The organism is Geobacillus sp. B4113_201601 (assembly GCF_001587475.1).
Taxonomy (GTDB): domain Bacteria; phylum Bacillota; class Bacilli; order Bacillales; family Anoxybacillaceae; genus Geobacillus; species Geobacillus icigianus.
Genome location: NZ_LQYX01000085.1, coordinates 21,763 through 44,339, shown reverse-complemented (window position 1 = coordinate 44,339; position 22,577 = coordinate 21,763). Strand labels below are relative to the sequence as shown.

23 protein-coding genes are annotated in these 22,577 nt (G+C 54.5%); 11 read left to right on the top strand and 12 right to left on the bottom strand.

Translation table 11 applies throughout. The features are described from left to right. Positions 1-120: 120 nt before the first annotated feature. From fdhF to B4113_RS18940, 5 genes are all read left to right on the top strand, one after another. Entirely contained in the window at positions 121-3,084 is a 2,964-nt protein-coding gene (gene fdhF / locus B4113_RS12320; RefSeq protein WP_061912538.1) for a formate dehydrogenase subunit alpha, read from the top strand. Next, the gene (locus tag B4113_RS12315; RefSeq protein WP_033844550.1) at positions 3,077-3,565 is read left to right on the top strand and encodes a DUF1641 domain-containing protein; all 489 of its coding nucleotides are present in this window, start codon (positions 3,077-3,079) and stop codon (positions 3,563-3,565) included. The genes fdhF and B4113_RS12315 overlap by 8 nt, the downstream gene beginning before the upstream one ends. A 191-nt stretch (positions 3,566-3,756) precedes the next feature. After that, positions 3,757-3,882: a hypothetical protein gene (locus tag B4113_RS20990; RefSeq protein ID WP_255358715.1), complete on the top strand. Its 126-nt coding sequence runs from the start codon at positions 3,757-3,759 to the stop codon at positions 3,880-3,882. Between the two features lie 174 nt (positions 3,883-4,056). After that, complete coding sequence (locus tag B4113_RS12310) at positions 4,057-4,218, top strand: small, acid-soluble spore protein K (protein WP_033018877.1); 162 nt, start codon at positions 4,057-4,059, stop codon at positions 4,216-4,218. 68 nt (positions 4,219-4,286) lie between these two features. Further along, entirely contained in the window at positions 4,287-4,448 is a 162-nt protein-coding gene (locus B4113_RS18940) for a YpzG family protein (protein ID WP_081897256.1), read from the top strand. A 293-nt stretch (positions 4,449-4,741) separates the two neighbouring features. On the opposite strand, the gene B4113_RS12305 is transcribed toward B4113_RS18940, so the two are convergent. The 4 genes from B4113_RS12305 to recX form a co-directional block, all read right to left on the bottom strand. Then, on the bottom strand, positions 4,742-5,068 hold the full coding sequence (locus B4113_RS12305; protein WP_033844553.1) for a hypothetical protein: 327 nt from the start codon (positions 5,066-5,068) through the stop codon (positions 4,742-4,744). Positions 5,069-5,219: 151 nt separating this feature from the next. Further along, on the bottom strand, positions 5,220-5,417 hold the full coding sequence (locus B4113_RS19910; RefSeq protein WP_033844554.1) for a hypothetical protein: 198 nt from the start codon (positions 5,415-5,417) through the stop codon (positions 5,220-5,222). A gap of 323 nt (positions 5,418-5,740) precedes the next feature. Beyond that, positions 5,741-6,082, bottom strand: coding sequence for a YfhH family protein (locus B4113_RS12295; RefSeq protein WP_033844556.1), 342 nt, complete (start codon positions 6,080-6,082; stop codon positions 5,741-5,743). A 431-nt stretch (positions 6,083-6,513) separates the two neighbouring features. Beyond that, the gene (gene recX / locus B4113_RS12290; RefSeq protein WP_033844558.1) at positions 6,514-7,314 is read right to left on the bottom strand and encodes a recombination regulator RecX; all 801 of its coding nucleotides are present in this window, start codon (positions 7,312-7,314) and stop codon (positions 6,514-6,516) included. 104 nt (positions 7,315-7,418) lie between these two features. Between recX and B4113_RS12285 the strand changes: the two genes are divergently transcribed. From B4113_RS12285 to B4113_RS12275, 4 genes are all read left to right on the top strand, one after another. After that, the gene (locus B4113_RS12285; protein WP_033844559.1) at positions 7,419-8,336 is read left to right on the top strand and encodes a TIGR01777 family oxidoreductase; all 918 of its coding nucleotides are present in this window, start codon (positions 7,419-7,421) and stop codon (positions 8,334-8,336) included. 242 nt (positions 8,337-8,578) lie between these two features. After that, positions 8,579-9,133: a GNAT family N-acetyltransferase gene (locus B4113_RS12280; protein ID WP_033844562.1), complete on the top strand. Its 555-nt coding sequence runs from the start codon at positions 8,579-8,581 to the stop codon at positions 9,131-9,133. 125 nt (positions 9,134-9,258) lie between these two features. Continuing rightward, a complete protein-coding gene (locus tag B4113_RS18935) occupies positions 9,259-9,387 on the top strand; it encodes a YfhE family protein (RefSeq protein WP_081897257.1) in 129 nt (42 codons plus the stop codon). A gap of 247 nt (positions 9,388-9,634) precedes the next feature. Continuing rightward, positions 9,635-9,820, top strand: a complete 186-nt coding sequence (locus tag B4113_RS12275) for a YfhD family protein (protein WP_033018872.1) — start codon at positions 9,635-9,637, stop codon at positions 9,818-9,820. Between the two features lie 47 nt (positions 9,821-9,867). Here B4113_RS12275 and B4113_RS12270 read toward each other — a convergent pair whose 3' ends face one another. Then, positions 9,868-10,698 carry a glycosyltransferase family 8 protein gene (locus B4113_RS12270; RefSeq protein WP_033844563.1) on the bottom strand — a complete coding sequence of 277 codons (831 nt, stop codon included), beginning with the start codon at positions 10,696-10,698 and terminating at the stop codon, positions 9,868-9,870. Between the two features lie 378 nt (positions 10,699-11,076). Beyond that, a complete protein-coding gene (locus B4113_RS19590; RefSeq protein ID WP_131385699.1) occupies positions 11,077-11,433 on the bottom strand; it encodes a hypothetical protein in 357 nt (118 codons plus the stop codon). Positions 11,434-11,791: 358 nt separating this feature from the next. Here B4113_RS19590 and B4113_RS12265 point away from each other — a divergent pair, with 358 nt between their 5' ends. Together B4113_RS12265 and B4113_RS12260 are read left to right on the top strand one after the other, a co-directional pair. Further along, on the top strand, positions 11,792-13,027 hold the full coding sequence (locus B4113_RS12265; RefSeq protein ID WP_165570929.1) for a CaiB/BaiF CoA-transferase family protein: 1,236 nt from the start codon (positions 11,792-11,794) through the stop codon (positions 13,025-13,027). After that, entirely contained in the window at positions 13,014-14,213 is a 1,200-nt protein-coding gene (locus B4113_RS12260; protein WP_061912537.1) for an acyl-CoA dehydrogenase family protein, read from the top strand. Before B4113_RS12265 ends, B4113_RS12260 begins: the two co-directional genes overlap by 14 nt. Positions 14,214-14,297: 84 nt before the next feature. On the opposite strand, the gene B4113_RS12255 is transcribed toward B4113_RS12260, so the two are convergent. From B4113_RS12255 to B4113_RS12225, 6 genes are all read right to left on the bottom strand, one after another. Next, a complete protein-coding gene (locus B4113_RS12255; RefSeq protein ID WP_033844566.1) occupies positions 14,298-14,615 on the bottom strand; it encodes a DUF3870 domain-containing protein in 318 nt (105 codons plus the stop codon). Positions 14,616-14,768: 153 nt separating this feature from the next. Beyond that, complete coding sequence (locus B4113_RS12250) at positions 14,769-17,381, bottom strand: DUF2309 domain-containing protein (protein ID WP_061912536.1); 2,613 nt, start codon at positions 17,379-17,381, stop codon at positions 14,769-14,771. Continuing rightward, positions 17,374-18,876, bottom strand: coding sequence for an NADH dehydrogenase subunit 5 (locus tag B4113_RS12245; RefSeq protein ID WP_033844568.1), 1,503 nt, complete (start codon positions 18,874-18,876; stop codon positions 17,374-17,376). Before B4113_RS12245 ends, B4113_RS12250 begins: the two co-directional genes overlap by 8 nt. A 336-nt stretch (positions 18,877-19,212) precedes the next feature. Further along, positions 19,213-19,581, bottom strand: a complete 369-nt coding sequence (locus B4113_RS12240) for a DUF2294 domain-containing protein (protein ID WP_033020034.1) — start codon at positions 19,579-19,581, stop codon at positions 19,213-19,215. 317 nt (positions 19,582-19,898) lie between these two features. Next, positions 19,899-21,599, bottom strand: coding sequence for an ABC-ATPase domain-containing protein (locus tag B4113_RS12230; protein WP_033844569.1), 1,701 nt, complete (start codon positions 21,597-21,599; stop codon positions 19,899-19,901). Between the two features lie 135 nt (positions 21,600-21,734). Beyond that, a complete protein-coding gene (locus tag B4113_RS12225) occupies positions 21,735-22,523 on the bottom strand; it encodes a MerR family transcriptional regulator (RefSeq protein WP_033844570.1) in 789 nt (262 codons plus the stop codon). Positions 22,524-22,577: the final 54 nt, after the last annotated feature.

The window sequence follows — 22,577 nt, the reverse complement described above, 5'->3', positions numbered from 1 at the left end:
TCTACGAAGTCGCCAAAACGATGGATTGGTTGTTTAGTATCGCCATGCTAAAGAACTACTCCACCACGATGAAGCACGCATCGTTGGTGGAGTTTTATTTTGGAAAAAGGGGGAGCGAGAATGGAACCATCCATGGTGACATTGACCATCAACGGACGCACGTATCGCGCCAAACAAGGGATGACCGTTTTGGAAGTCGCCAATGAACACGGCATTGGGCATCCGCAAGTTTGTTACACGCCGGAGCTTGGCGCCATTCAAACGTGCGACACATGCATTGCCGAGATCAACGGCAGGCTTCTTCGCGCCTGTTCGACGCCGGTTGCGGACGGCATGGTCGTCGAGCTCGGCTCGCCGCGGGCAAAGGCGGCGCAAAAAGAAGCGATGGACCGCCTGTTGGAGAACCATCTCCTCTACTGTACGGTGTGCGACAACAACAACGGCAACTGCAAGCTGCACAACACAGCGGAAATGATGCAAATCGAACATCAAACATATCCGTACCGGCCGAAAGTCGACCCGTCCGAGGTGGACATGTCGCATCCGTTCTACCGCTATGACCCGAACCAATGCATCGCCTGCGGGCAGTGTGTGGAGGCTTGCCAAAACTTGCAAGTGAACGAAACGCTCTCGATTGACTGGGAAGCGGAACGGCCGCGCGTCGTTTGGGATGGCGGCGTGCCGATCAACGAATCGTCATGCGTCAGCTGCGGGCATTGCGTCACCGTCTGCCCGTGCAACGCCTTAATGGAAAAATCGATGCTTGGCGAAGCGGGCTTTCTCACCGGCTTGGACAAAGACGTCCTCAACCCGATGATCGATTTTGTCAAAGAAGTCGAGCCAAACTATACGAGCATTTTCGCCATTTCTGAAATCGAGGCCGCCATGCGCGAACAGCGGATCAAAAAGACGAAAACGGTTTGCACGTTCTGCGGCGTCGGCTGTTCGTTTGAAGTGTGGACGAAAGGGCGCAAGATTTTAAAAATCCAGCCGGTTTCCGAAGCGCCGGTCAACGCGATTTCCACATGCGTCAAAGGAAAATTCGGCTGGGATTTTGTCAACAGCGAAGAGCGCCTGACGAAGCCGCTCATCCGCAAAGGCGACGTGTTCGTCGAGTCGACGTGGGAAGAAGCGCTCGATCTAGTGGCTGAAAAGCTTGGCGCCATTAAGCAACAATACGGCGGCAATGCCATTGGCTTTATTTCCTCCTCGAAAATTTCCAACGAGGAAAACTATTTCATGCAAAAGTTGGCGCGGCAAGTATTTGAAACGAACAACGTCGACAACTGTTCGCGCTATTGCCAGTCGCCGGCGACGGACGGCCTGTTCCGCACGGTCGGGATGGGCGGCGATTCCGGCACGATTCATGACATCGCTTCCGCCGGCTTGGTCATCATCATCGGTGCCAACCCTGCCGAGGGGCACCCGGTGATTGCGACCCGCGTCAAACGGGCGCATAAACTGTTTGGGCAAAAACTGATCGTCGCTGACTTGCGCCGCAACGAAATGGCCGAGCGGGCCGATTTGTTCATCCGTCCGAAACAAGGCACCGACCAAGTATGGCTGATGGCGGTAACGAAATACATCATCGACCAAGGCTGGCACGATGAAGCGTTCATTCGCGAACGCGTCCATTTCTTTGCTGAATTTCGGCAACTGCTTGAAAACTATACGCTTGACTATGCCGAACAAGTCACCGGCGTCGCCAAAGCCGATCTCATCCGCATCGCTGAAATGATTCACGAAGCGGACGGCACGTGCGTCCTTTGGGGCATGGGCGTGACGCAAAACACGGGCGGCAGCGACACATCGGCGGCGATTTCCAACTTGCTGCTTACAACCGGCAACTACGGCCGTCCGGGGGCGGGCGCGTTCCCATTGCGCGGCCATAACAATGTGCAAGGCGCCTGCGACATGGGCTCGCTTCCTGCCTGGCTGCCTGGCTACCAACATGTCACCGATGATGAGGCGCGGGCGAAGTTTGAAAAAGCGTACGGCGTCCGCATCGATGCGAAACCGGGGCTTGACAACATCCAAATGCTTGAAGCGGCCGAGCGCGGCGAGCTGAAAGCGATGTATATCGTCGGCGAAGATATGGCGCTTGTTGACTGCAACGCCAACCACGTGCAAGAGACGTTGGCGAAGCTCGACTTTGTCGTCGTTCAAGACATTTTCTTGTCCAAAACGGCGCAATTTGCCGATGTCATCTTGCCGGCTGCGCCAAGTTTGGAAAAAGAAGGAACATTCACAAACACCGAGCGCCGCATCCAACGGTTTTACCAAGCGCTCGAGCCGCTTGGCGACTCCAAGCCAGACTGGTGGATCATTCAAGAAATTGCCAAACGGCTTGGCGCCGACTGGAATTACGCTGGTCCGAAAGAAATCATGGACGAAATCGCCAGCCTCGCCCCGCTCTATTCGCAGGCGCATTACGACCGGCTCGAAGGCTGGAACAGCTTATGTTGGGGCAGCTATGACGGCGCGGATACCCCGCTTTTGTACAAAGAGCGGTTCAACTTCCCGGATGGCAAAGCCCGCTTTGCGCTGGCCGATTGGGTCGAACCGGTGCAATACCCGGAAGAATACGATTTGCTCGTCAACAACGGCCGGCTGCTGGAACACTTCCATGAAGGGAATTTAACGTATAAATCCAAAGGCATCGAGCACAAATTCCCGGAAGTGTTCGTCGAAGTGTCGCCGGAACTCGCCAACGAGCGCGGCATTGAGGACGGGGCGCTCGTCCGGCTCATCTCGCCGTACGGCCGCGTCAACGTGCGCGTGCTTGTCACCGATCGGGTCAGAGGCAATGAGCTGTTCTTGCCGATGCACTCCACCGCCAATGAGAGCGCCATTAATATGTTGACCGGTCCGCAGACCGACCATCGCACGAACACGCCGGCCTACAAACAAGCGCGTGTGCGCATGGAAGTGATCGAACGATCCGGCAGGACGCCGCTGCCGCGCACAAACCCGCGCTTTAAACAGCGTCATCCGCAAAACGGGGTGGAAGTTGAACGGAAATGGCGGCGCCGCGATTACGTGCCGCTCACCGAGGAAACCAAGGGGGTGAAAATCGGTGGCTAAACCGATTACCGCCATTCAGAAGCGTCAACTGACCGAGGAAGAAAAACGGGCCGAAGCTTTGGCCAAACTGAAAGCGGCGGTCGGCGACAGCGAAGAGGCGGTCCGCGAGCTCTTGACGTTGATCGAGCAGCTTCACGAAAGCGGCTTGCTCGAAGCGGCCAACGCCTTATTGAAAGCGCGGGAAGACGTAGCCAAAATCGTCGTTGGCCAGCTCAATCAAAAACCGGTGACAACGATGATCAACCATCTGTTCTCCATCGCTGGTTTGGCCGCTTCTCTCGACCCGGAAAAGACAGCCAAACTGCTCGGACAGCTTGCCGCTGGCGTGATGGACGCGTACGAACAGACAGAGGCGGAGACGAAAAAAATCGGGCTGCTTGACTTGTTGCGAGCGCTCAACGATCCAGACACGAACCGGGCAATCCGGTTTGGCCTGTCCGCGCTGAAAGCCATCGGCCAACAGCTTGGAAGCAAGGAGTAACGTCCATTCCATCAAGCGCGGCAAAAAAGGCCGGCCCGAAACGGCAGATCTCCCGTTCGGGCATCGGCCTTTTTCGTTGGCCAAAGCGCTCCTCGGCGGCCAAACCAAACGCATGAAACGATTTCGCCGGCATCGGCAGCCTGTTTCTCGGCGCCCATCCCGGCTACACCTTCCTCGCCGTTTACGGACTCATGGTCATCTACTACGGGCTCCGCTTCCGCCAACAGCTCGTCCGCGCCGCGGTGAATGGTACCACTGACATCATTACCGTGCCAACGTGGCGGCGCAAAAAACTGGAGTTGGCCCCCAACAACTGATGGAGGCCGTTCGGACGGTCGCCGGATCGCCAGCAGAACAAATGATCGTATTGTCCTAACAACTGATGGGTGGCCGTCCAGTCATTTTCACACATAAGCGCCGCACAGCCTCCCATACTAAAAATACCGTGTTGGCCACCCAACACGGGCACGCCATAAAGGAGGGAATGTGCCGTGCGGAATAAAGAGCGCCATTTCCCAAACCAAAACAACAACAAGCTCGAAGGCGAGCCGCGCGCCAAAGCCGAATATGCATCGAAGCGGGCTGACGGCACAACCAACACCCACCCGCAGGAACGGATGCGCGCCTCGGGAGAGCGAAGCGACTTTTTCTAACAGCCACACCGGGGCACGGTGCGGCCCACCGCCCTCCCCGGCACATTCCGGCAGCGAGGTGAACAGCCATGGGTCGCCATCGGCACAAACCGTTTTACGATCACCTTTACTCCAATCCGTTCCAACAGCCGTGGGCCAATCCGAAACATGCCCACTCGCAAGTCAACGGGGAAACGCAACAAACGCTCGACCTTATCATTTTGGAGCGGCAGACGCGCAAGCAGTCCTAGCCAAAAGGGGCGGTTCCGTTTCATGCGGACGCCCCTTTTTCCGCATTGAAGATGAGTGGATTTAAAAAATATTCCATAATTTCAAAACTTTTATTGAGAATAAGCAGATAATGGCTCTTCACCAAAAGTTGTACTTGATTTTTTCATCACGTACCTGATTTATGCACCCAAGAAAGAACAGGAAACCAATCATGTTTTGCATACACTTGTTCAGAGAAGTGAATCGTCTGTCAAGTACATGTTGTGGTGATGAGCCCAGATAATTGATTAATAAAAAATGAGCAGATATCTGCTCATTTTTTTAATATCTCATCGATGATATTAACATACATACCATCAGATTTATATCCTAATAATACATCTTCTAATACTTCATCCGTTAAATCAGGTAGATTTTTAATTTCAGCAAGTTTTTTTCTAAAATCTTCTTTAGAAGGCCTCACGTTATTAAACACAATTTCTCTAAAATAGTTATCTAATTGTGATATTTGTTTTTCTGTAAATCCATATTTTAAAATCGCTAAATCTCTTGTTTTTAGTTCAGGAGCTAAGTATTCATGTAAAGATATTATGGCATTTTTCATATGCACTAATCTAGACAATAATTCTTCGTAATTCATCATGTATCCCTCCCTAACATTTTAGAAAAACCATTCTGCTACTTTCGTAAGCCAGTAAGCAATGCTTCTAGCCGTACTATTTTTAATTCCAGTTCCTGTTAAAGCCGAAGCTATCTGGTCTTCTATATTCTTCCAAACAAGATAATCATATTTAAGCAAATTTATCCCAACGCTTTTCAAGAGCTGTCCTGGTACTTTTCCCACCAATATTTTCCACCAGAGCAAATACTTTAGATTTATTTTTTAATAATCCTTTTATGGCGGCTTTAACAGCTGCCGTTGAAGCTACTTGAACCTTTATTTTCGGCTCAAGGCCTACATTTTGAGCACTTTGAAGAGTTCGCTCCATAAGGTTTTCATCTGCAAATACAACTTCAAGCGCCTTAACATCTTCCTCTTCTTCACCATAAATAACTGTTACATTTTCGTCATTCTCATTTTTTGTGCATAAACAGGATGAGCAACTGGCAAAACAGATGTAGCAAGCAAGCTTGTAGCAATTGCAGAAAAAGTTACTTTCCTAATTTTCGATTTCATTTTTATCCCCCTTTTGAAGGCCGTTGAAAAACATTGGTTTCCTTTGTCAATGAATAAAAGTGTGCAGTTTTGCAAGACTTTTCTATTTGAGAAACGATGCTAGGGAGCGGTATGCACGATTTAATCACCAACCTCCTAGCTCTCCTCTCTCACCGGTCGGCGCAAAAGCGAAATCGGGAGCGCCTCCTCTTCACCGGTTCCTTTCAATCGCCATCCCCAAGCAAACACCCCTTTTAAATAGCGCACTTTGAAATACTCGCCGGGCGCCCCTTCGATTTCGTAAATCTCGCCCGGGCGAAAATCAGCCGGATTGAGCATATACGCTCTTGCCATGGCGATTTTCCGCTCATAGACGGCATATTCATTCACCATGCCCATTTGCTCCGCCTTGCGCGCCTTTTCGGCCAGCACGGCGATTTCTTGTTGCAATTCTTCTTTCGTCATTTCGCTGTACCGCTTGGCTCCTTCGTTTATCATCGGAAGTTCCCCCTTTCTTTTTGCCCTTGCAGCCTGCGAAATCGCGTTGCCGGTGAAGGCTGGTGATTGGCTCGCGCAACCGCTTCTCGGCATCGGTTCTCAAAGAGAAAAAACTGGCCCCTCACCACAACATGTACTTGACAGACGGTTCACTTCTCTTAACAAGTGTATGCAAAACATGATTCGTTTCCTGTTCTTTCTTCGTTGCATAAGTAAGGTACGTGACGAAAAAATCAAGTACAACTTTTGGTGAAGAGCCAAAAAACTTGCTGCATCAGCCTCGATGTTCACGCGTTCCATCATCGATCAAGGCAAACGGCGTTTTTTCACCCACCTTGATGGTCGGTCGGATGAACCCGGACGGCTTCGCGACGCGATGGCTACGCCCCGGCGCTCCCGGACGTTCGATCGATCGCCGGCGGTGACTAACGTCAGCCATCGCGAGATCGCAGCCATTCGTCGATGAGAGGGAGGGAAAACCCTTTGCGATACAGGGCTTGGCGCATTTTTTGCTCGTACAGCGGGCGCGGGTGCTGCGCATAGCGGCGGTGCGCTTTTTCTGCTTGAACGACAAGCGCCTCCCACTCCTGCTCGTCCGTTTGCCCACTCCCTTCCTCCAGCACCGCCGCAATCACTTCATGAGGAAATCCTTTGCGCCCAAGCTGCTGTCGAATCCGCTCAGAAAACGCGCGGGCCGATTCAGCCCGGCGTTGTCGTTTGGCCTTTTCGAAAAGAGCGCGGGCGCCATGCAGTTGTTCCTCCCACGAATACTCGGCCAAACTTTGCTCGATCAAACTAGTCGGTACACCAAGCCGCTCCAATTCGGCGCGAATGAGCAGCGGCCCTTTCGCCGCCTTTTTCTGCGTGCATACATAAGCCCGCGCAAACGCCTCGTCATCCACATACCGCTCGGCGCGAAGCTTGTTGAGCACCTGCTCCGCCACCGCATCGGCAACGCCCTTTTTGCGCAAATGGCGAATGATTTCCTGCTCGGAGCGCATCCGGCGCGCCAAAAAGTACAACGCTTGCTGATACGCCTTTTTTACGCCATCGGCAGCGATGATCTCACGCAAAAGCGCCTCATCGACCGCCATCCCTTTTTTCAGCCGGAATTGGAGCAACACATCTTGGTCGACCGTCAGCTTGAGCGGCGGCTCTTCGGCACGGTCAATGACAAGCCAAAACCGTTCCCCGTTTCCCTTCGTGGGCGCGATTTCAATAATCGTCCCCATCCTGTCCATCTCTCCTCTCGTTTTATCGTATCACAAAAAGGAATTGGCGCGCACAGCACGAACATAGTAAATAAAGAAATCGTTTGGCGAAAGGAGAGACCGCTATGCGCATCGCCATCAACGGCGGAACCGGACTGATCGGCCGGGCGCTTGCCCGCCATTTTTCCGCACAAGGGCATGACGTTTATATTTTTACCCGCTCCCCCCGTCCTTCGGAAGGCCGCCTTCATTATCTTTCCTTGGACGATGACAAAAGGCCGGACACGATCGATGTGGCCGTCAATTTAGCCGGTGAACCGCTCAACCGGAAACGTTGGACCGCCAAACAAAAAGAGCGGATTGTCGCCAGCCGCTTACAGGCAACCGACGCGATGGCCCGATATATCGCTTCCCTCCCCCGCCATCCGAACGTGTTCATCAACGCGAGCGCCATCGGCATTTACGGGACATCGGACACCGCAACATTTACGGAACAAACGAGCGAGTATGGACAAGATTTTCTCGCCAAAACGGTTCAAGCGTGGGAAGCGGCGGCCCGTCCGATCGAACAGCTCGGCATCCGCACGGTCTATGCCCGTTTGGGCGTCGTGCTGGCCCGACATGGCGGCGCCTTGCCGATGATGGTCAAACCGTATCGGCTGTTCGTCGGCGGCCCGATCGGCAGCGGCCGGCAATGGCTGTCATGGATTCACCTTGACGACGTCGTCCGCGCCGTTTCTTATCTCATCAAACACGAAACGCTATCCGGCCCGATCAACTTCACGGCGCCCCATCCGGTCTCGATGAATGAGTTTGGGCGCACCGTCTCCCGTTTGCTGCGCCGCCCGCATTGGCTTCCGGTCCCCGAGGCAGCGCTCCGCCTTCTCCTTGGCGAAATGAGCATGCTCGTGACAAAAGGGCAACGCGTCATTCCGGAAAAACTGCTGCAAGCCGGATTTCGCTTTTCGTTTCCAACGTTGGAAGATTGTCTCGCTGATTTGCTGTTACAACAAGACCGACAAAAAATATCCAAACAAAATTAACAAAAAAGCGATTCTCTTTTTCACACAGATCGTGTATGATAAAAGGGACTTGAAGGCAGTTTTCGTTCATAACCGCATACGGACAACGAGAAGGGGAAGGCAAATGGTGCGCCACCAGCGCTCGCGCTGGTTCTAGTGGGTTCGATTCCCACCCCGAAATTTTTTTCATGAACGTTCGATAAAAAATTTCGAGGGTGGGTTCCTGCTGGGAGGCTGCCCTCGTCTCGAAGGAGGGATTGGCCATGTTGAAAAAACGCGAGCTGCAAGACTGCCATGCGCTGTACGAGCTGATGGTGCACCCGGACGTCTTCCCTTTCGTGCGCCAGAAAGCTGGCTCGTACGAAGAGTTTTTGTTTATGACCAAACAGCTCATCGAGGCGGAAGAACGCGGCGAACTGATTTCGCGCACGATTTTGGACGAATGGGGCAACCCGATCGGCACGATCAGTTTGTTTGACATCGAGAATGGCGCTGGCTTTTTAGGCACGTGGCTTGGCAAACCGTATCATGGGCTCGGCTACAATCGCCGCGCGAAAGAAGCGTTTTTCCATGAACTGTTTTATGAGCTGTCGATGGAAACGGTGTTTTTGCGCATCCGCAAAGCTAACGTCCGTTCGATCAAAGCGGCTGAAAAACTGCCGTACGTCACGCCCGCCAACGAAACGCGGCGGCCGCTGCTTGAACAAATCGGCGCGGACGTGTACGATTTGTATGAAATTACGAAAGACAACTACACGCTCTATACGATGCGCCATCCCTCCTTCGCCGCCGAAGAGGGGAAACGAAAGGAAGCGTAGGCGCGCCGATCGGAGCAGTCAAACAAGGATGTCCGTCCGGACATTCTTTTTTTATGCATAAAAACGGAAGAATTCGTCCAAAATGAAAATCAACAAACGATCGATGAAAAGCGAGGGAACAAGCGATGGCGGAAAAACGAAAACGCGAAAAAGCGAAACATACGCTAACAAGCGCGCAAGAAGTCAGCTATGCCCGCGATTTCAAACTGGCGGACCAAGCGGGCGGCTATACAGCGAAAAAAGCTCGCCACTAAAAAGCCGCCCTTAGCTTTGACGATTCAGCCCGCACTGAGAAGGCTGGTGAAAAACGGCTGATCCCCTTCATCAATGGGAGAATGCGCGGAAAAAAGGACCGATACAACAAGGTTTTTCTAATTGAGAACTAACATTGTAAAGGCACCAGCCTCTTAGATAGGATTACCATTTATACCTTTGCCCCGTTCAAGCCATCCTAATCGATGAATCGTACGATTCACATCTTTCAGCAAGGGGGCATGGGGAATGGGTCGTTCTCGCGGACAACGAACGCGCGACAAAAACAAAGCGACTTTGCCGCAAGTGCCAAAACAGCTGAAATCTGACGGCATTGACGTGGACTATTCGCAAGAGTTTGCTGACCATGAAGATCTCGAAGCGCAAGCGCGCGCGGCCGCCGCTGGCATCCGCCGCCAAGAGCGCAAACGGTAACAACGAAGGTGTCCCGCCGCAACGGGACACCTTTTTCTCCCCATTCCTTACACTGTCGCTTCGCCCTCGAGCTCCAGCACTTGGCTGTACCGTTTGTAAAACCGTCCGAGCTCCCCTTTATAATGGTCTTTCCACGGTTTTTCTTTCCCACAATAATGGATAAAAACGGTGTTTTCCTCAATCCAAGCTAAATCGTGTTTCGGGTTGGGCAACAGCTGCAAAAAATCGTAATAACGCGCATCATAATTGTAACGATAGCCGTCGACCGGCTTAATTTTGTCCCAATACAGCCCGTTCACTACATCCTGATCGGGCAGGACGAGCTTAAAGCGGTGATCGCGGATAAATTGATAAATGTCGGCAAGATGAACGTGCGTGCGCATCAACTCCACGTTCATCATCATCACGCCCGTATTGAAATACCCCTTGGCGTTCGGCGTTTTCAGCCGCAGCTTATTGAATAAATTCGCCACTTTTGTCGAATGGGTGTGTTCAGCGGCAATGAATAAGTTCCCTTCAAAGTCCATCTCGTACAGCTCATCGATCGGATTGATCGCCACAATATCCGGATCAAGGTATAAGACGCGTTCAACATGCGGAGGCAAAAATAAATGCGCTGCCAATCGGTAATACATCTCAACCGTGTAGTGGCGGAACACAGGCGCATCACAAAACAGTTGCGGGTCCACATAGATCGATACAAGCTTATGCCCTTGTCTGCGAACGAATTCCCCGAGCGCTTCTAGGTCTTGTTCGGCAATGCGTGAATAAAGCAAGTAAAACGTAAACGGGCGCTGATTGTTGCAAAACAACGAATGCATCAACACCTTTAGCGGTGGAAGGTAATTGGCGTCTGTCGTCACTAACACATGAAACATCGACCCATCACTTCCTTTGCAGCATCGATTCCCCTTCCTTACCAAGTATATTCGCGCTTTTCTCTCGATTGCCTTCAATTGTCCCAGACGCTTCACTTCTTTTCCCTTGAGCGCCTCGAAAGCCCGATGGTCGGGAAAGCGGGCGCTCGGTTCGTTCAAAGGGAAGACGACACCGCTCAGCTTGTCTCACCGAAACGGTTACGCTTTTAGGATAGAAGAAATTTTTTTCCCTTTCAAGAAAAGAGCCAAACGGCGCTTTCCCCCTTTCCTCCTGTCTCCGATCACAACGCTTTTCCGCTTCTTCTAGGGCACGTAGCGGGCGAGTCCCGCCATGAACCAACGCCCGTAACGGGGACGCAAAAACCGCCTTGGTCCCACCTAACCTTTGAACAAACGCCGCCCGGCCCTTTTTCTATCTGAATATTTACAATTGACAAATGAAGCTTTATAATAAAAATAACTAGCCGTCTCCTGCCGGCACAGCCGCCTGCGCAGATCAGACGGCGCAGCCGATCCGTTTTTCGCCGCGGCTGCCCCCATCGGCAGCACCGATAAGGCCGGTGAAAAACCGCTGTCACACCAATTGGAGGCATTTTCATTCAGAAAAGAAAGCTGATTCTGTGAGGTTTCTCTCATTGAGAAATGAGAGGAACTCAGCAGTATTTTGCCCGAAATCACCGGCCTTCTAGAAGGCTGATGAAAAACGGTTGTTTCTTTTGCGCAATGGGGGAGCATTTGAAAGAATATCCTGATACGACAAGGCTTTTCTAGTTGAGAAACGAGGTCGGTAAGCGACCTGCTCCCTTAAATCACCAGCCCTAGGAGGACGGTGAAAAACCGCTAGTTCCCCTCATCAATGGGGGAACGCTCGAAAAACAGGACCGATGCAACAAGGTTTTTCTAGTTGAGAAATGAGATGGCAAAGAGGGATCTAGGATTAAATCATCAGCCTCCTAGACCGATTCGCAAAGAACTGTGCGGCCTGACACCACCCTATGCCGGGGTGTCTTCTCAGTCCGTTCCAGCCGGTTCCTATCCAAACGACTGCATAGGAACCGGCTTTTTCCATGAACGCGGAAGGGAGGGAAATGCCATGCCAGGAGCGCTAGATGGCGTGCGCGTGCTCGACTTGTCACGCGTCTTGGCCGGTCCGTATGCGACGATGATTTTAGGCGATCTAGGCGCCGATGTCATCAAAGTCGAAGCGCCAGGCGGCTCGGATGACACTCGGTTTTGGGGACCGCCGTTTCAAAACGGCATGAGCGCCTACTACACGGCGATCAACCGGAATAAGCGAAGCATGACAGTTGATTTAAAATCGGAAAAAGGCCGGGAAGCGATTCGCCGCCTCGCTGGGGGAGCCGACGTTCTCATTCACAATTTCAAAACCGGAACGATGGAACGGTGGGGACTCGGCTATGACGACTTATCGCGCCTCAACCCGCGTCTCATTTATTGTTCCATCACCGGATTTGGCGAGACCGGCCCGCTCGCCGCATTGGCCGGCTATGACTACATCATTCAAGCGATGAGCGGGTGGATGAGCATTAACGGCACCGAGGAAACCGGCCCGCTCAAAGTCGGGGTCGCCGTCACGGACGTGTTCACCGGCTTGTACGCCGCCATCGCGATCGAAGCAGCGCTGTTCGCTAGAGAAAAAACGGGACGCGGACAAAAAATTGATCTGGCGCTATTCGACTGCGCGGTCAGCGCGCTCGTGAACGTCGCCGCCAACTATTTATTGTCCGGCGCGGTTCCGAAGCCGCTTGGCAATGAACATCCTAACATCGTCCCTTACTCTACTTATGAGGCCAGCGACGGGCCGATCGTCATCGCCGTCGGCAACGATCGGCAATTTCAAGCGCTCTGTTCGCTTTTGTCCGACCGCGCTCTCGGGACCGACCCGCGCTTTCAGACGAACGCCGGCCGCGTCGCCCATCGCGACGAGCTCAATCGGCGACTGAACGCCGAGATCAAGCAACGACCGCGAGCCGAATGGCAGCGGCTGCTCGCCGAAAAAGGCATTCCGTGCGGGCCGGTGCAGACGCTTGACGAACTGTTCAGCCATCCGCAAACCGCCGCCCGGGAAATGACGGTGGCGATGCATCACCCGCTCATCGGTTCCTTGAAGCTGGTCGCCAGCCCGTTGAAACTTTCTGACACGCCGGTGTCGTACCGGCTCCCTCCGCCCCTTCCCGGCGAGCATAACGACGAAGCCGCCAAGGCGTGGGAAAAGCGGCCGGAATATGAAGGCGAAACAACCGCCGCAACTGATGATCGAATTCAAACCAATCGGACAGAAAGGGGATCCATCGATGATGAACTTTGATTTTACACCTGAACAAGACATGCTTCGGCAAACGGTGCGCAAATTCGTCGACCGCGAGATTATGCCGCATATCAAGGAATGGGATGAACGCGGCGAATTTGACCGCGCCATCTTCAAACGGCTCGCCGAACTGAACTTAATGGGCGTCTGCATTCCGGAAGAGTACGGCGGCATGGGCATGGATTACAACTCGCTCGCTATCGTCTGCGAAGAACTCGAACGCGGCGACACCGCCTTCCGCACCGCTGTCTCCGTCCACACGGGGCTGAACAGCTTAACTTTGCTGCAGTGGGGCACGGAAGAACAAAAGCGAAAATACCTCATCCCGCAAGCGCGCGGGGAAAAAATTGGCGCCTTCGGACTCACCGAACCGAACGCTGGATCGGACGTCGCCTCCATCCAAACGACGGCCGTTCGCGACGGCGATGATTACATTTTAAACGGACAAAAAACGTGGATTTCTCTCGCCGATATCGCAGATCATTTCCTCGTGTTTGCTTACACCGACAAAACCAAAAAACATCACGGCATTTCCGCCTTCATTGTCGAGCGGACGATGCCGGGCTTTTCCTCGCAGCCGATCAAAGGGAAGCTCGGCATCCGTTCCGGCAACACGGGCGAACTGTTTTTTGACAACGTCCGCGTCCCGAAAGAAAACTTGCTCGGTGAGGAAGGCGAAGGATTCAAAATCGCCATGTCAGCGCTTGACAACGGCCGCTTCACCGTCGCAGCCGGCGCAGTTGGCCTTATTATGGCATGTCTTGAGGCGAGCGTGAAATACTGCCACGAACGAAAAACATTCGGCAAAGAAATCGGCCGCCATCAGCTCGTTCAACAAATGATCGCCCGCATGGAAGCCGGGTTGCAAATCAGCCGCCTGCTCGTTTACAAAGTCGGCTTTCTCAAAAACGAAGGCCGGCGCTGCACGAGAGAAACATCCCTTGCCAAATGGATTGCCTGCGACTACGCGAACCAGGCGGCCGACGACGCCGTGCAAATCCATGGCGCCTACGGCTATTCGAACGAATACCCGGTCGAGCGATACTTGCGCAACTCGAAAGCGCCGGTCATTTACGAAGGAACGCGGGAAATTCATACAATCATGCAGGCTGAATATGTGCTCGGTTACCGCCAGGACAAACCGCTGCGCAAAACGCTGCCGGCATGGCGGCCGGCTGAAAACTGAAACACCGACGAGATCATGGACGGCCAAACCGCTAACCCGCACCAAAACGCAGTTGCCCCCATCAACCGATAAGGGGGCAACTGCTTAAAACTCATTCTCCTCCATTTTGCAATATTGCTTGTACAAATCTTTTAGCGCCGCGCACAGGGCAGAATGGGCTTTTCCTAAATACCCTTCGTCAAGCTCGGCGAGCAGATCGTCGATGCCATCACGCAGCGAATGGCCGCGAAGCAGGCGGGCCACGTAATCGCGCCCATGTTCAGTAGCCAGTGTGCACGATGCTTCCACGATCACCCCGTATTTTTTATCAATTTCCGCCGTGATCGTCAACGTATCATACAAGCTTTTGGCCGCCATTCCAGCCGGCAGCCGCGCATGACCAGCGATAAACTGCGTTTTCATCCTCTTTCCCTCTTTCCTCGTCTTTCTTGTTGCTGTTGTACCAACTACTATCTTATTTCGCGGCGTACATCCATTTTCCCTGCCTTGTTTGGCAGTTGACGAAAAAAAGCCGCCGGCCAAACAAACTCAGCAAGCGGCAGATCGTTTTTTTTTTTAGCGTTGCTGTACCGATGCGAGGCGGCCTGCCTCCCAGCTTACCCACTCCCCGCTGTTTGGGTCAATCGAAGCGAGGCGGAGCCAGCCGTTTTGGACTTTGCGCCGAAATTCGCTATTTTCATCGAGCAGCCGCTCGATATAGGAAGACGGCGCTTCAACAACAACAAGCAACCGAAGCGGGGAATGGAACCACTCACGGTCAGACGCGGCGACGGACTGCCACGGCAAGCCGGCCAGCAAGTCGCCCCCATTCCCTTGCATGACACCGATGCCGCCGGTCACCGTCTGGGTCGTTTTGTCGCCGCTTCCGTAATGATGCGGCGCCACTGTCGAAGCATAATATTGCAAGTTGATCCACTGCCCAACCGTGGCCGGCCCAGCGATGATGCCGGCCAGCGCCTCACCGGTCGGATCTTCGCGCCAATCGTAGCTGTGCAAAAACACTCGGCCGTCTAAATGAACACCCTTTGTCAACGCCCGCCGGCCAATCAGGAAAGCGGCGTTCCCCGCCAATCCCCACTCCGGACGAATTTCACTCCAATCGACGGCGCGGCGTCGGGCTTCGGCAACCGGATCACGCGGCATGGCGCCGACATGCGGCAGCTTCGCCATCCTCTCAGCATTGGCTTGGCGGCTGACGCCGGCCAGCGCCTGTGTCAGTTGCTTAAACGACTGTTTTGCCGTTTCGGATAACGGCGGCACTTCCACCCAACGCAACTCGTCAACGGTCGTGATATGTTCAGCGGCGACGAACACTGTCTCATCCGGGATGACGATTCCCTCTTTCGCCAATTCATCCCGCACGTGCGGCAAGTTGGCCAAGGCGGCAAACACACGGGCGTTGAACGCCCCAGCCGCGCCGCCACACGCCCCGCAATCGAGCGCCGACGCATACGGGTTGTTTGTCGTCTCGCTTTCATGGCCGCAGACGACGACAAGCGGAGCAAATGAGGATGTCAATCCAATGTTGACGAGGAGTTGTTTTACGTATTGCACTTGCTCTTCTTTTGTCAACCCGATCGGCAATCCGGTCGTTTCGTCATGCCCTTGGCAATCCAGCGACAGTGTCGTCTTCGGTTTTTGTTCCGCCGACATTTCCGCCTGATGAATGGCTTGCCCGGTCCAAGCCGGCGCTGCGCTGCGGGCGATCGTATGCAAACCGAGCCACGGCCCGCTCATTTCTGGAAGCAGTAAACCAGCCAGCAGATGCTGCTTGATTTTTTTAAACGTTCGGCCGACAAAGCGGAACAGATCACGTCGCCGGCGGTACGGCGCTGCCGTCTCCGGAGAAGCGGTTTCCTTGATTTCATGCTGCGGCGCCACAATCGCCGGGCAAGACGGATGAGCTTCATCGCCATCCAGTACGCGCGTTTGAATCGGCAAACCGAAAAAGCCGGCGCAACCGTACGTTTCAAACGGCCCCGCCTCCTCGAGATGGCGGCGGAACGGCTCGGAGCGCACATCAATGCAAAACAATAGCTGCGCTGTCACCGGCTCTTTTGGCTCCTCTGGTTGACGGGCGAGAACCGCTTCTTTCAGCTTCGCTTCATACGTGTCTTCCCACGCCTCAAGCCAAAGATGGCGGCGGCCGATCCTCCAAAAACGATCGGCGAACGCCAAGCGAGTTTGGCGATCTTGGAGCGACAGGCGGCGCCAGTCGTCCACCGTCATCCCGCCCCAATGGATCCAAGCGGTCAACAGCGGCCCAACGGTACGATCGTCTTCGTTTTCTTCCTCCTTCAGCGGCAGATGCGGCGCTGCGAACACCCACTCCAGCGATAAACGAACCGCTAAGTAATCAATCAATCCATCCACTTCATCGCCTGCCTGGCGCGATTTCCAGACAATCATCCCCGCCCAGCCGGGCAGAGCTAATAAGTGCGCTTCTAAATAGGCCACCGCTTCCTCATCCTGCACCCCGAGCTGCTCAAGCGCCCGTTGCAGCGCCTCCTCTGGATGGCAAGGCCAATCGAAAAGCCGTTTCCGCTCCTCCTTGGACAAGGACGGATCAAGAGGCGCCAAACGACGCCAAGACCCGTAAAAGCCTTGTTCGCGATGCGGCAGCGCCCACGCCGCCTCTCCCCGATCGTAAAACAGCTTGCACCATTTTGCCATTTGTTGATCTAGCCGTTTGGCAAAACGAAGGCGTACGGACACCGGACGAATGGAAGCATGACGCGGCAATGTGATCGCAGCTAACTCAGCCAATTCCGGCGCTTGAAGCGCCTCTTCTGGCACCTCATCGTTCCAAAGGAGGGAGCGGCATAGACGTTCCGCTTCATGGCGCGGCGCAGGAAGCGGCTCGTCATCCAACCATCGTTGCAGACGCCGCTCGACGAAGGAAACGTCAATCTCCCCTTTGGATAGGGCCGAATGAAAAACGGCCATTGGCGGATACAAATCGATGCCATAAGCTTCTTGGAGCCGGTCAGCCGCGTCGACAAACGACTTGTCTTCCATCCCCATCCACGGATGGCGGGCAATAAACGCAGAAATCGGCCAAAGCGGAGCGATTGCCTTCGCCGCTTCGCTGACCATGACGGCGAGCGGGCGGGCGCCTCCTTTTTTTTCTGCCGACGACCGTTCGATTGATACAACGGCTCTACTCATGAGCCATCCCCTCCTTTAGATAGGATGCCAAATAACGCGGTTGTGCTTCGGTCGCCGCCGCACGCGGCTCACCAAGATGAACAAGCCACATGTACAGGTGAGTGGCAAGCATGGAGCTGCGCCGGTTTGCGACCCATACAGCAACCAGCGCTGCGGCAACAAACAGAGCGCAGACAAGCCATTCGAACGAAGCGGGCGGCAGAAACGCGGATGGCATCCCGTTATAAAGCAGCACCATAAATTGATGGCGCACCGTTTCGGACACCAGCGCCAAAGCAGCGACAACCGCAAACCCCAGCCATCGTCCTTCGCGAAAATCCGCAAGCCGCCCCCAAGCAACTGTTGCCGAGGCCGCAAGCAAAAGCGCGCTCAACAGCCGGGCCGGCTCATGCGGAGCCGCCTGCCAAAAGACCGCACCGAGCACCAGCCCGACAACCATTCCTCCGCGCCACGAACCGGCCGTGACCCGTTCTCCCGCCCGGCCCACTCGCGGCACGACCGAACCGGACTGCAAAAAGAGCGTAGCTTTGAACAATCCGTGCAGCACTAAGTGCACCACCGCCGCCCCGTAAGCGCCAAGAGCGCATTGCACAAGCATAACACCCATTTGCGCCATCGTCGAACCGACGAGCTGACGCTTGTAGTCAACATGAACAAAGCTGATGCCTGTGCCGATCAAAATCGAGACAAAGGCAAGCAAAAAGAGCAAAACATGCGCCCACGTGTCGGTAAAGAGCGGGGCAAAGCGCCCGAGCAACAAACCACCTGCATTCACCAATCCGGCATGCATGACGGCTGACACAGGCGTCGGCGTCACAACCGATTCCATCAGCCAGCGATGAAACGGCCACTGACCGGCCGGAATGATGGCCGCCACCAACAGCAACCCGTTAAACACCGCCCGTTCCCAAGCTTCCAAGTGGGCGATCCGCTCGGCGGATAACGCAGCGGTCAACGTCCATTCCCCGCTGTCGACCCCAAGCCAGACAGCCACAATGATCAAAGCGAGCCAACTCGCGCCAAACATCAGCCCCATTTGCCGAACGACGAACGGAACCGGACTCCATTTTTTTTTCAACGCCGTCAACGCCACAAGCCCCACGAGCGGCAGCCCCCAGCACACTGCGATCAATCGCAAGTCGCCGGCCGCCCACGTGAGCGAAGCGGCCACCGTCGTCCACGTCAAAAGCGAGAAATACCACCGATAGCGGCGATCTCCATGCAAATAGCGAATCGAAAACCGTTGGATCGCCCAACTCAACAAAGAAACATACACGCCGGACAGCCAACTAACGGCATCAAACCGAAAGCGGCCCATATCCACCGTCCCAGCGCCGATCCACCCGATCAGCGCGACAGCCCCCGGCAGAAGCAACAGCCAAACATGAACATGCACGTATCGCTCCGGCACACGCGGGAACAGCCAGATCAGCGCACTGATGAGGACAACAACCACCGATGCAAACCATCCCGAAGCGATCCATTCCATTCCCATTTCCGTCTCCTCCCCTCTGTTTGATTGGCACTCCGTGTGGAAGAAAAGAAAAAACCGGCTATGTCAATCCGGCAAGGCGGCTCCACAAGGCCGTTCCATTGCCGAGCGATTGCTCATAGCCGGTTTACCTTCAACCAATCTTCGATGCGATTGTTTGAAGATCTCCCGCAAACTGTCTTGCGATGGGCGACGGTCGGTTTCCCTTCAACGAACCTAAGCCGACCTAGGTTTTTTGAAGGGCTGCCGACAGCATCGTCCTCTCAATTTTATTTTATACTTACTATACAAAAGTTGTTTTTATTATACAACATCTTGATGGACATGTCATGAAAAACGTTACTTTGTCAGCTGCTTTTCCAAATCGTGAAACAGCTTAAAAACAATGATGCGCTCGCCTGTTCGCGTGCTCAAATCAGTGTGGAAGCTTTTCACCTGCTCGCCGGTGATCTCGAAAATCATCTCTTTCAACTCATCGACTCCCGATTCGACCAAACTCGTTCTCGACCGCTTTACCGCCAGCATCCCTTCTTTCGTCTCGCACAGCGCATACTCCGCTGGCGTCAAAATGCCGTGCAAGGACACGATGATCATGTCGCGCAAAATATCCGTTTTGACCGACACCGAGCCGCGGCCAAGAAAGTCTTTTTCCCATTTCGTCAACGCTTTGCTGATTTCGGATTCGATCCAGCCTTTGGATTTGTTCATGCCCTGTCCCCCCTCACTTGCCGCGGCTTCCCGCCGCTTTCGCCACGTTGCACTCATAACCTTTATTATAGCGGCAATGGCTTCATGGCGCTAGAGTCAAATCACCGGAAAACAGGGGACAGCCGCCGCTATTCCGAGCAAAGGGGCTGATGTTTCTCTTTTGCCCTGCGGTCCAGCGGGGCATGTTCATTTTGCTCCCAGCAAAGATACTGATGCTCCTCCCCGCAACAAGCGCCGTTTGTTCAGGCGGAAGCACAGCCGGGCGGCAAAAAGCGGGCATAACCTCCCCTCCACGTGCCGTCCTTCTATTCCTAGCACTACCGGCAGCGAAGCGTCCGCAGCCGATTGAGCGCCGCCGCCAGCTCGAAGCGGCGCGGGCGGGCGAACTCGCCGGGATGGCCGTTGCGGAAAGAAATCGAGCCAAGCCCGTGTCGGTCCCACCGTTCCTCGATGGCATCGAGCAATTGCCGGACGGTCTTCGTTCCGTCGAGCCACCCTTTTCGCTCCATATACAAAAACGACGCAGCGATCGCTCGCGTCTGGCTGTCGTCAACAAGCTGCTCGAGCGCATACAACAGCACGTCCGTCAGCCCGTATTGAATGACATGGCGACCGCGCGCGGCCGCTTTCGCTTTCTTTCCTTTTTGGCTGTTTAAGCTTTCCGGCAGCGGGATGCGCTCACGAATGCGGCCAAACGACGCTCCGCCTTCCGCTTTCCGCCCCGATGGCATCTTGGCCGCGATCTGTTTCGCTTCGCTGGTCACATCGGATGGAACATACTGTTCCAGTTTGATCACACAATCGGCAATCTCAAAATAATCCCCTAACCCTCCGACGACCAAGACAGTGGAAATGCCGTAGTCGTGAAACAGCTGGCGGGCTTTGTCGATATACGGGGTGATCGGCTCGGCTTCTTTCGCGATGAGCGCCTGCATGCGCGCGTCGCGCATGAACAAATTGGTGGCGCTCGTATCTTCATCGATCAAAAACGCCGACGCCCCGGCTTCGATCATTTCGATCATGCTCGCGGCTTGCGAGGTGCTGCCGCTCGCGTTTTCCGTCGAAAAGCGCGTCGTCTCCTTGCCGTACGGCAGCGTGCCGATAAACGGGGAAATATCGACATTGGCCACGCTGCGGCCGTCCTCAGCGCGAATTTTCACCGCCCCGCTGTCAGTGATAACAAACTCCCGGCCATCGCCGGCGATATGGTCATACACACCGTGTTCTAACGCCTGAAGCAGCGTCGATTTTCCGTGGTAACCCCCGCCGACAATGAGCGTGATCCCCTTCCGGATGCCCATGCCTTTGATCGGTTCGGCGCGATGCGGCACCGGAATCGCCACCTCGAGCTCCGGCGGGCTTTGAAACGGCACCGCACCTTTTCGCAGCGGCTTGTCGCTCACCCCGCTTTCGCGCGGCAAAATCGCGCCGTTGGCGACAAACGCCACCCATCCGCGCTCATGCAAATAGCGGCGGATGGCATGCTGTTGATCGGCCAGCTCAACCGCCGGGCGGATCTCCTCTTCACGAAGGCCGTACACCGCCCGCTTGATCACGGCCGGAATTTGTTCAAAAAAAATGCTCTCGGCTTCCTTCGCTAAAATGCGCCGCCCGTTGGCCGGCAAGCCTACCGATAAACAAATGGCGATCGTCTCATCGGTGATGTGCACCGCCGTTCGCTCGAGCACCTTCTGCCCCGGGGCGTCGATCGACACGAGCCCGCTTTTTCCCGACCCGCGCGCCCGCGCCGGCCATTGCCGCAGTTCGTGATGGACGCGGCGCGCCAGCACATCTTCGCAACGGACGCGGCGCGGTTTCGTGTTCGTCCACTCCGATGTCAACACCGTCTTCACCCGTGGCACGATCACCCGAATTTTCGACGGTTCCGCAAACGGGTCGCCTTGCACATGGTCAATCGCCAAGGTAAATGCCGGAAAGGAATACTCCCCCTCAATCGTTTTGTACGCTTTATATCCCTTTTGGTCAATGGCCCGCAGTCGTTGTCTGAGCGCCTCCATTGCACCCACTCCTTCCTTTCGCTGTTCATCGAGGACCCCTTATGCACCACTTTGATTGTACCGCAAACCGAGCGCCTTCATCCAGAGCCATCAAAAACGGCGGCCCGCCTATTCTTCGGACGGGCCGCCTGCCGCTTACCGGTCTTTCATCCCCGTATAAATCCAAATCGCTTCTTTGAGAAACTCAGCCGCTCCCGGATGCACTTGGTCATAATACGCTTTGAACCGTTCGTCCTCGACATACAGGCGCGCCAGTCCGGCATGCGCTTCCTTCGAATAATGATCCCACCAGAAGCAAAGCCATTGACGGTGCAAATCCGCCGCCCGTTGCGCCGCCTCGCCGGCCGGGTCGCCATCTTGCATCGCTTCTTTCAATGCCTCAAGCACCTCTTGACTGAGTCGTTCCGCCTCATCCACCTGTTCCTTCGTCATCTTCCGCAGCCTGTCGTTGGAACGATCGACATGTTCATCGCCATACTTCCGGCGAATTTCTTCTCCATATTTCCGCTCGTTTTCTTCAATCAGCTGCTCCTTGAACGCAGCAAACTTTTCCTCGTCGCTCATTGAGATTCCCCCTTCTTTCGCGGCAATCGTTTGTTCAACGCTCGCAATCAACGCATCCAAATGGCGTCTTTTTTCCAACAGCTGTTGGCGGTGCTCCCTTAGCGCTTTCAGTTCATCAAAGGACGGGGAATGAATGATTTGTTTGATCGTTTCCAAATCGACGCCAAGTTCGCGGTAAAAGAGAATTTGCTGCAAACGATCGACTTCGCGCGGCCCGTACAGCCGATACCCGGCGTCGCTCAACCGCGCCGGCTTCAGCAACCCAATCTGATCGTAATACCGAAGCGTACGGCTTGTCACCCCCGCCAGTTTGGCCAGCTCATGCACGGTGTACTCGATGTTCCTCACCTCCCTATGGATGACGATACACCTTGACGCAACGTCAAAGTAAAGAGGAAAATGAAAAAAGGGCTC

What these genes read in the sequence shown, in the direction of transcription:
- fdhF (WP_061912538.1), top strand. Translation starts at nt 121, where the DNA reads ATGGAACCATCCATGGTGACATTGACCATCAACGGACGCACGTATCGC.
- B4113_RS20990 (WP_255358715.1), top strand. Translation starts at nt 3,757, where the DNA reads ATGGTCATCTACTACGGGCTCCGCTTCCGCCAACAGCTCGTCCGCGCC.
- B4113_RS18940 (WP_081897256.1), top strand. Translation starts at nt 4,287, where the DNA reads ATGGGTCGCCATCGGCACAAACCGTTTTACGATCACCTTTACTCCAAT.
- B4113_RS12305 (WP_033844553.1), bottom strand. Translation starts at nt 5,068, where the DNA reads ATGAATTACGAAGAATTATTGTCTAGATTAGTGCATATGAAAAATGCC.
- B4113_RS19910 (WP_033844554.1), bottom strand. Translation starts at nt 5,417, where the DNA reads ATGGAGCGAACTCTTCAAAGTGCTCAAAATGTAGGCCTTGAGCCGAAA.
- B4113_RS12295 (WP_033844556.1), bottom strand. Translation starts at nt 6,082, where the DNA reads ATGATAAACGAAGGAGCCAAGCGGTACAGCGAAATGACGAAAGAAGAA.
- recX (WP_033844558.1), bottom strand. Translation starts at nt 7,314, where the DNA reads ATGGGGACGATTATTGAAATCGCGCCCACGAAGGGAAACGGGGAACGG.
- B4113_RS12285 (WP_033844559.1), top strand. Translation starts at nt 7,419, where the DNA reads ATGCGCATCGCCATCAACGGCGGAACCGGACTGATCGGCCGGGCGCTT.
- B4113_RS12280 (WP_033844562.1), top strand. Translation starts at nt 8,579, where the DNA reads ATGTTGAAAAAACGCGAGCTGCAAGACTGCCATGCGCTGTACGAGCTG.
- B4113_RS18935 (WP_081897257.1), top strand. Translation starts at nt 9,259, where the DNA reads ATGGCGGAAAAACGAAAACGCGAAAAAGCGAAACATACGCTAACAAGC.
- B4113_RS12275 (WP_033018872.1), top strand. Translation starts at nt 9,635, where the DNA reads ATGGGTCGTTCTCGCGGACAACGAACGCGCGACAAAAACAAAGCGACT.
- B4113_RS12270 (WP_033844563.1), bottom strand. Translation starts at nt 10,698, where the DNA reads ATGTTTCATGTGTTAGTGACGACAGACGCCAATTACCTTCCACCGCTA.
- B4113_RS19590 (WP_131385699.1), bottom strand. Translation starts at nt 11,433, where the DNA reads ATGCTCCCCCATTGCGCAAAAGAAACAACCGTTTTTCATCAGCCTTCT.
- B4113_RS12265 (WP_165570929.1), top strand. Translation starts at nt 11,792, where the DNA reads ATGCCAGGAGCGCTAGATGGCGTGCGCGTGCTCGACTTGTCACGCGTC.
- B4113_RS12260 (WP_061912537.1), top strand. Translation starts at nt 13,014, where the DNA reads ATGATGAACTTTGATTTTACACCTGAACAAGACATGCTTCGGCAAACG.
- B4113_RS12255 (WP_033844566.1), bottom strand. Translation starts at nt 14,615, where the DNA reads ATGAAAACGCAGTTTATCGCTGGTCATGCGCGGCTGCCGGCTGGAATG.
- B4113_RS12250 (WP_061912536.1), bottom strand. Translation starts at nt 17,381, where the DNA reads ATGAGTAGAGCCGTTGTATCAATCGAACGGTCGTCGGCAGAAAAAAAA.
- B4113_RS12245 (WP_033844568.1), bottom strand. Translation starts at nt 18,876, where the DNA reads ATGGGAATGGAATGGATCGCTTCGGGATGGTTTGCATCGGTGGTTGTT.
- B4113_RS12240 (WP_033020034.1), bottom strand. Translation starts at nt 19,581, where the DNA reads ATGAACAAATCCAAAGGCTGGATCGAATCCGAAATCAGCAAAGCGTTG.
- B4113_RS12230 (WP_033844569.1), bottom strand. Translation starts at nt 21,599, where the DNA reads ATGGAGGCGCTCAGACAACGACTGCGGGCCATTGACCAAAAGGGATAT.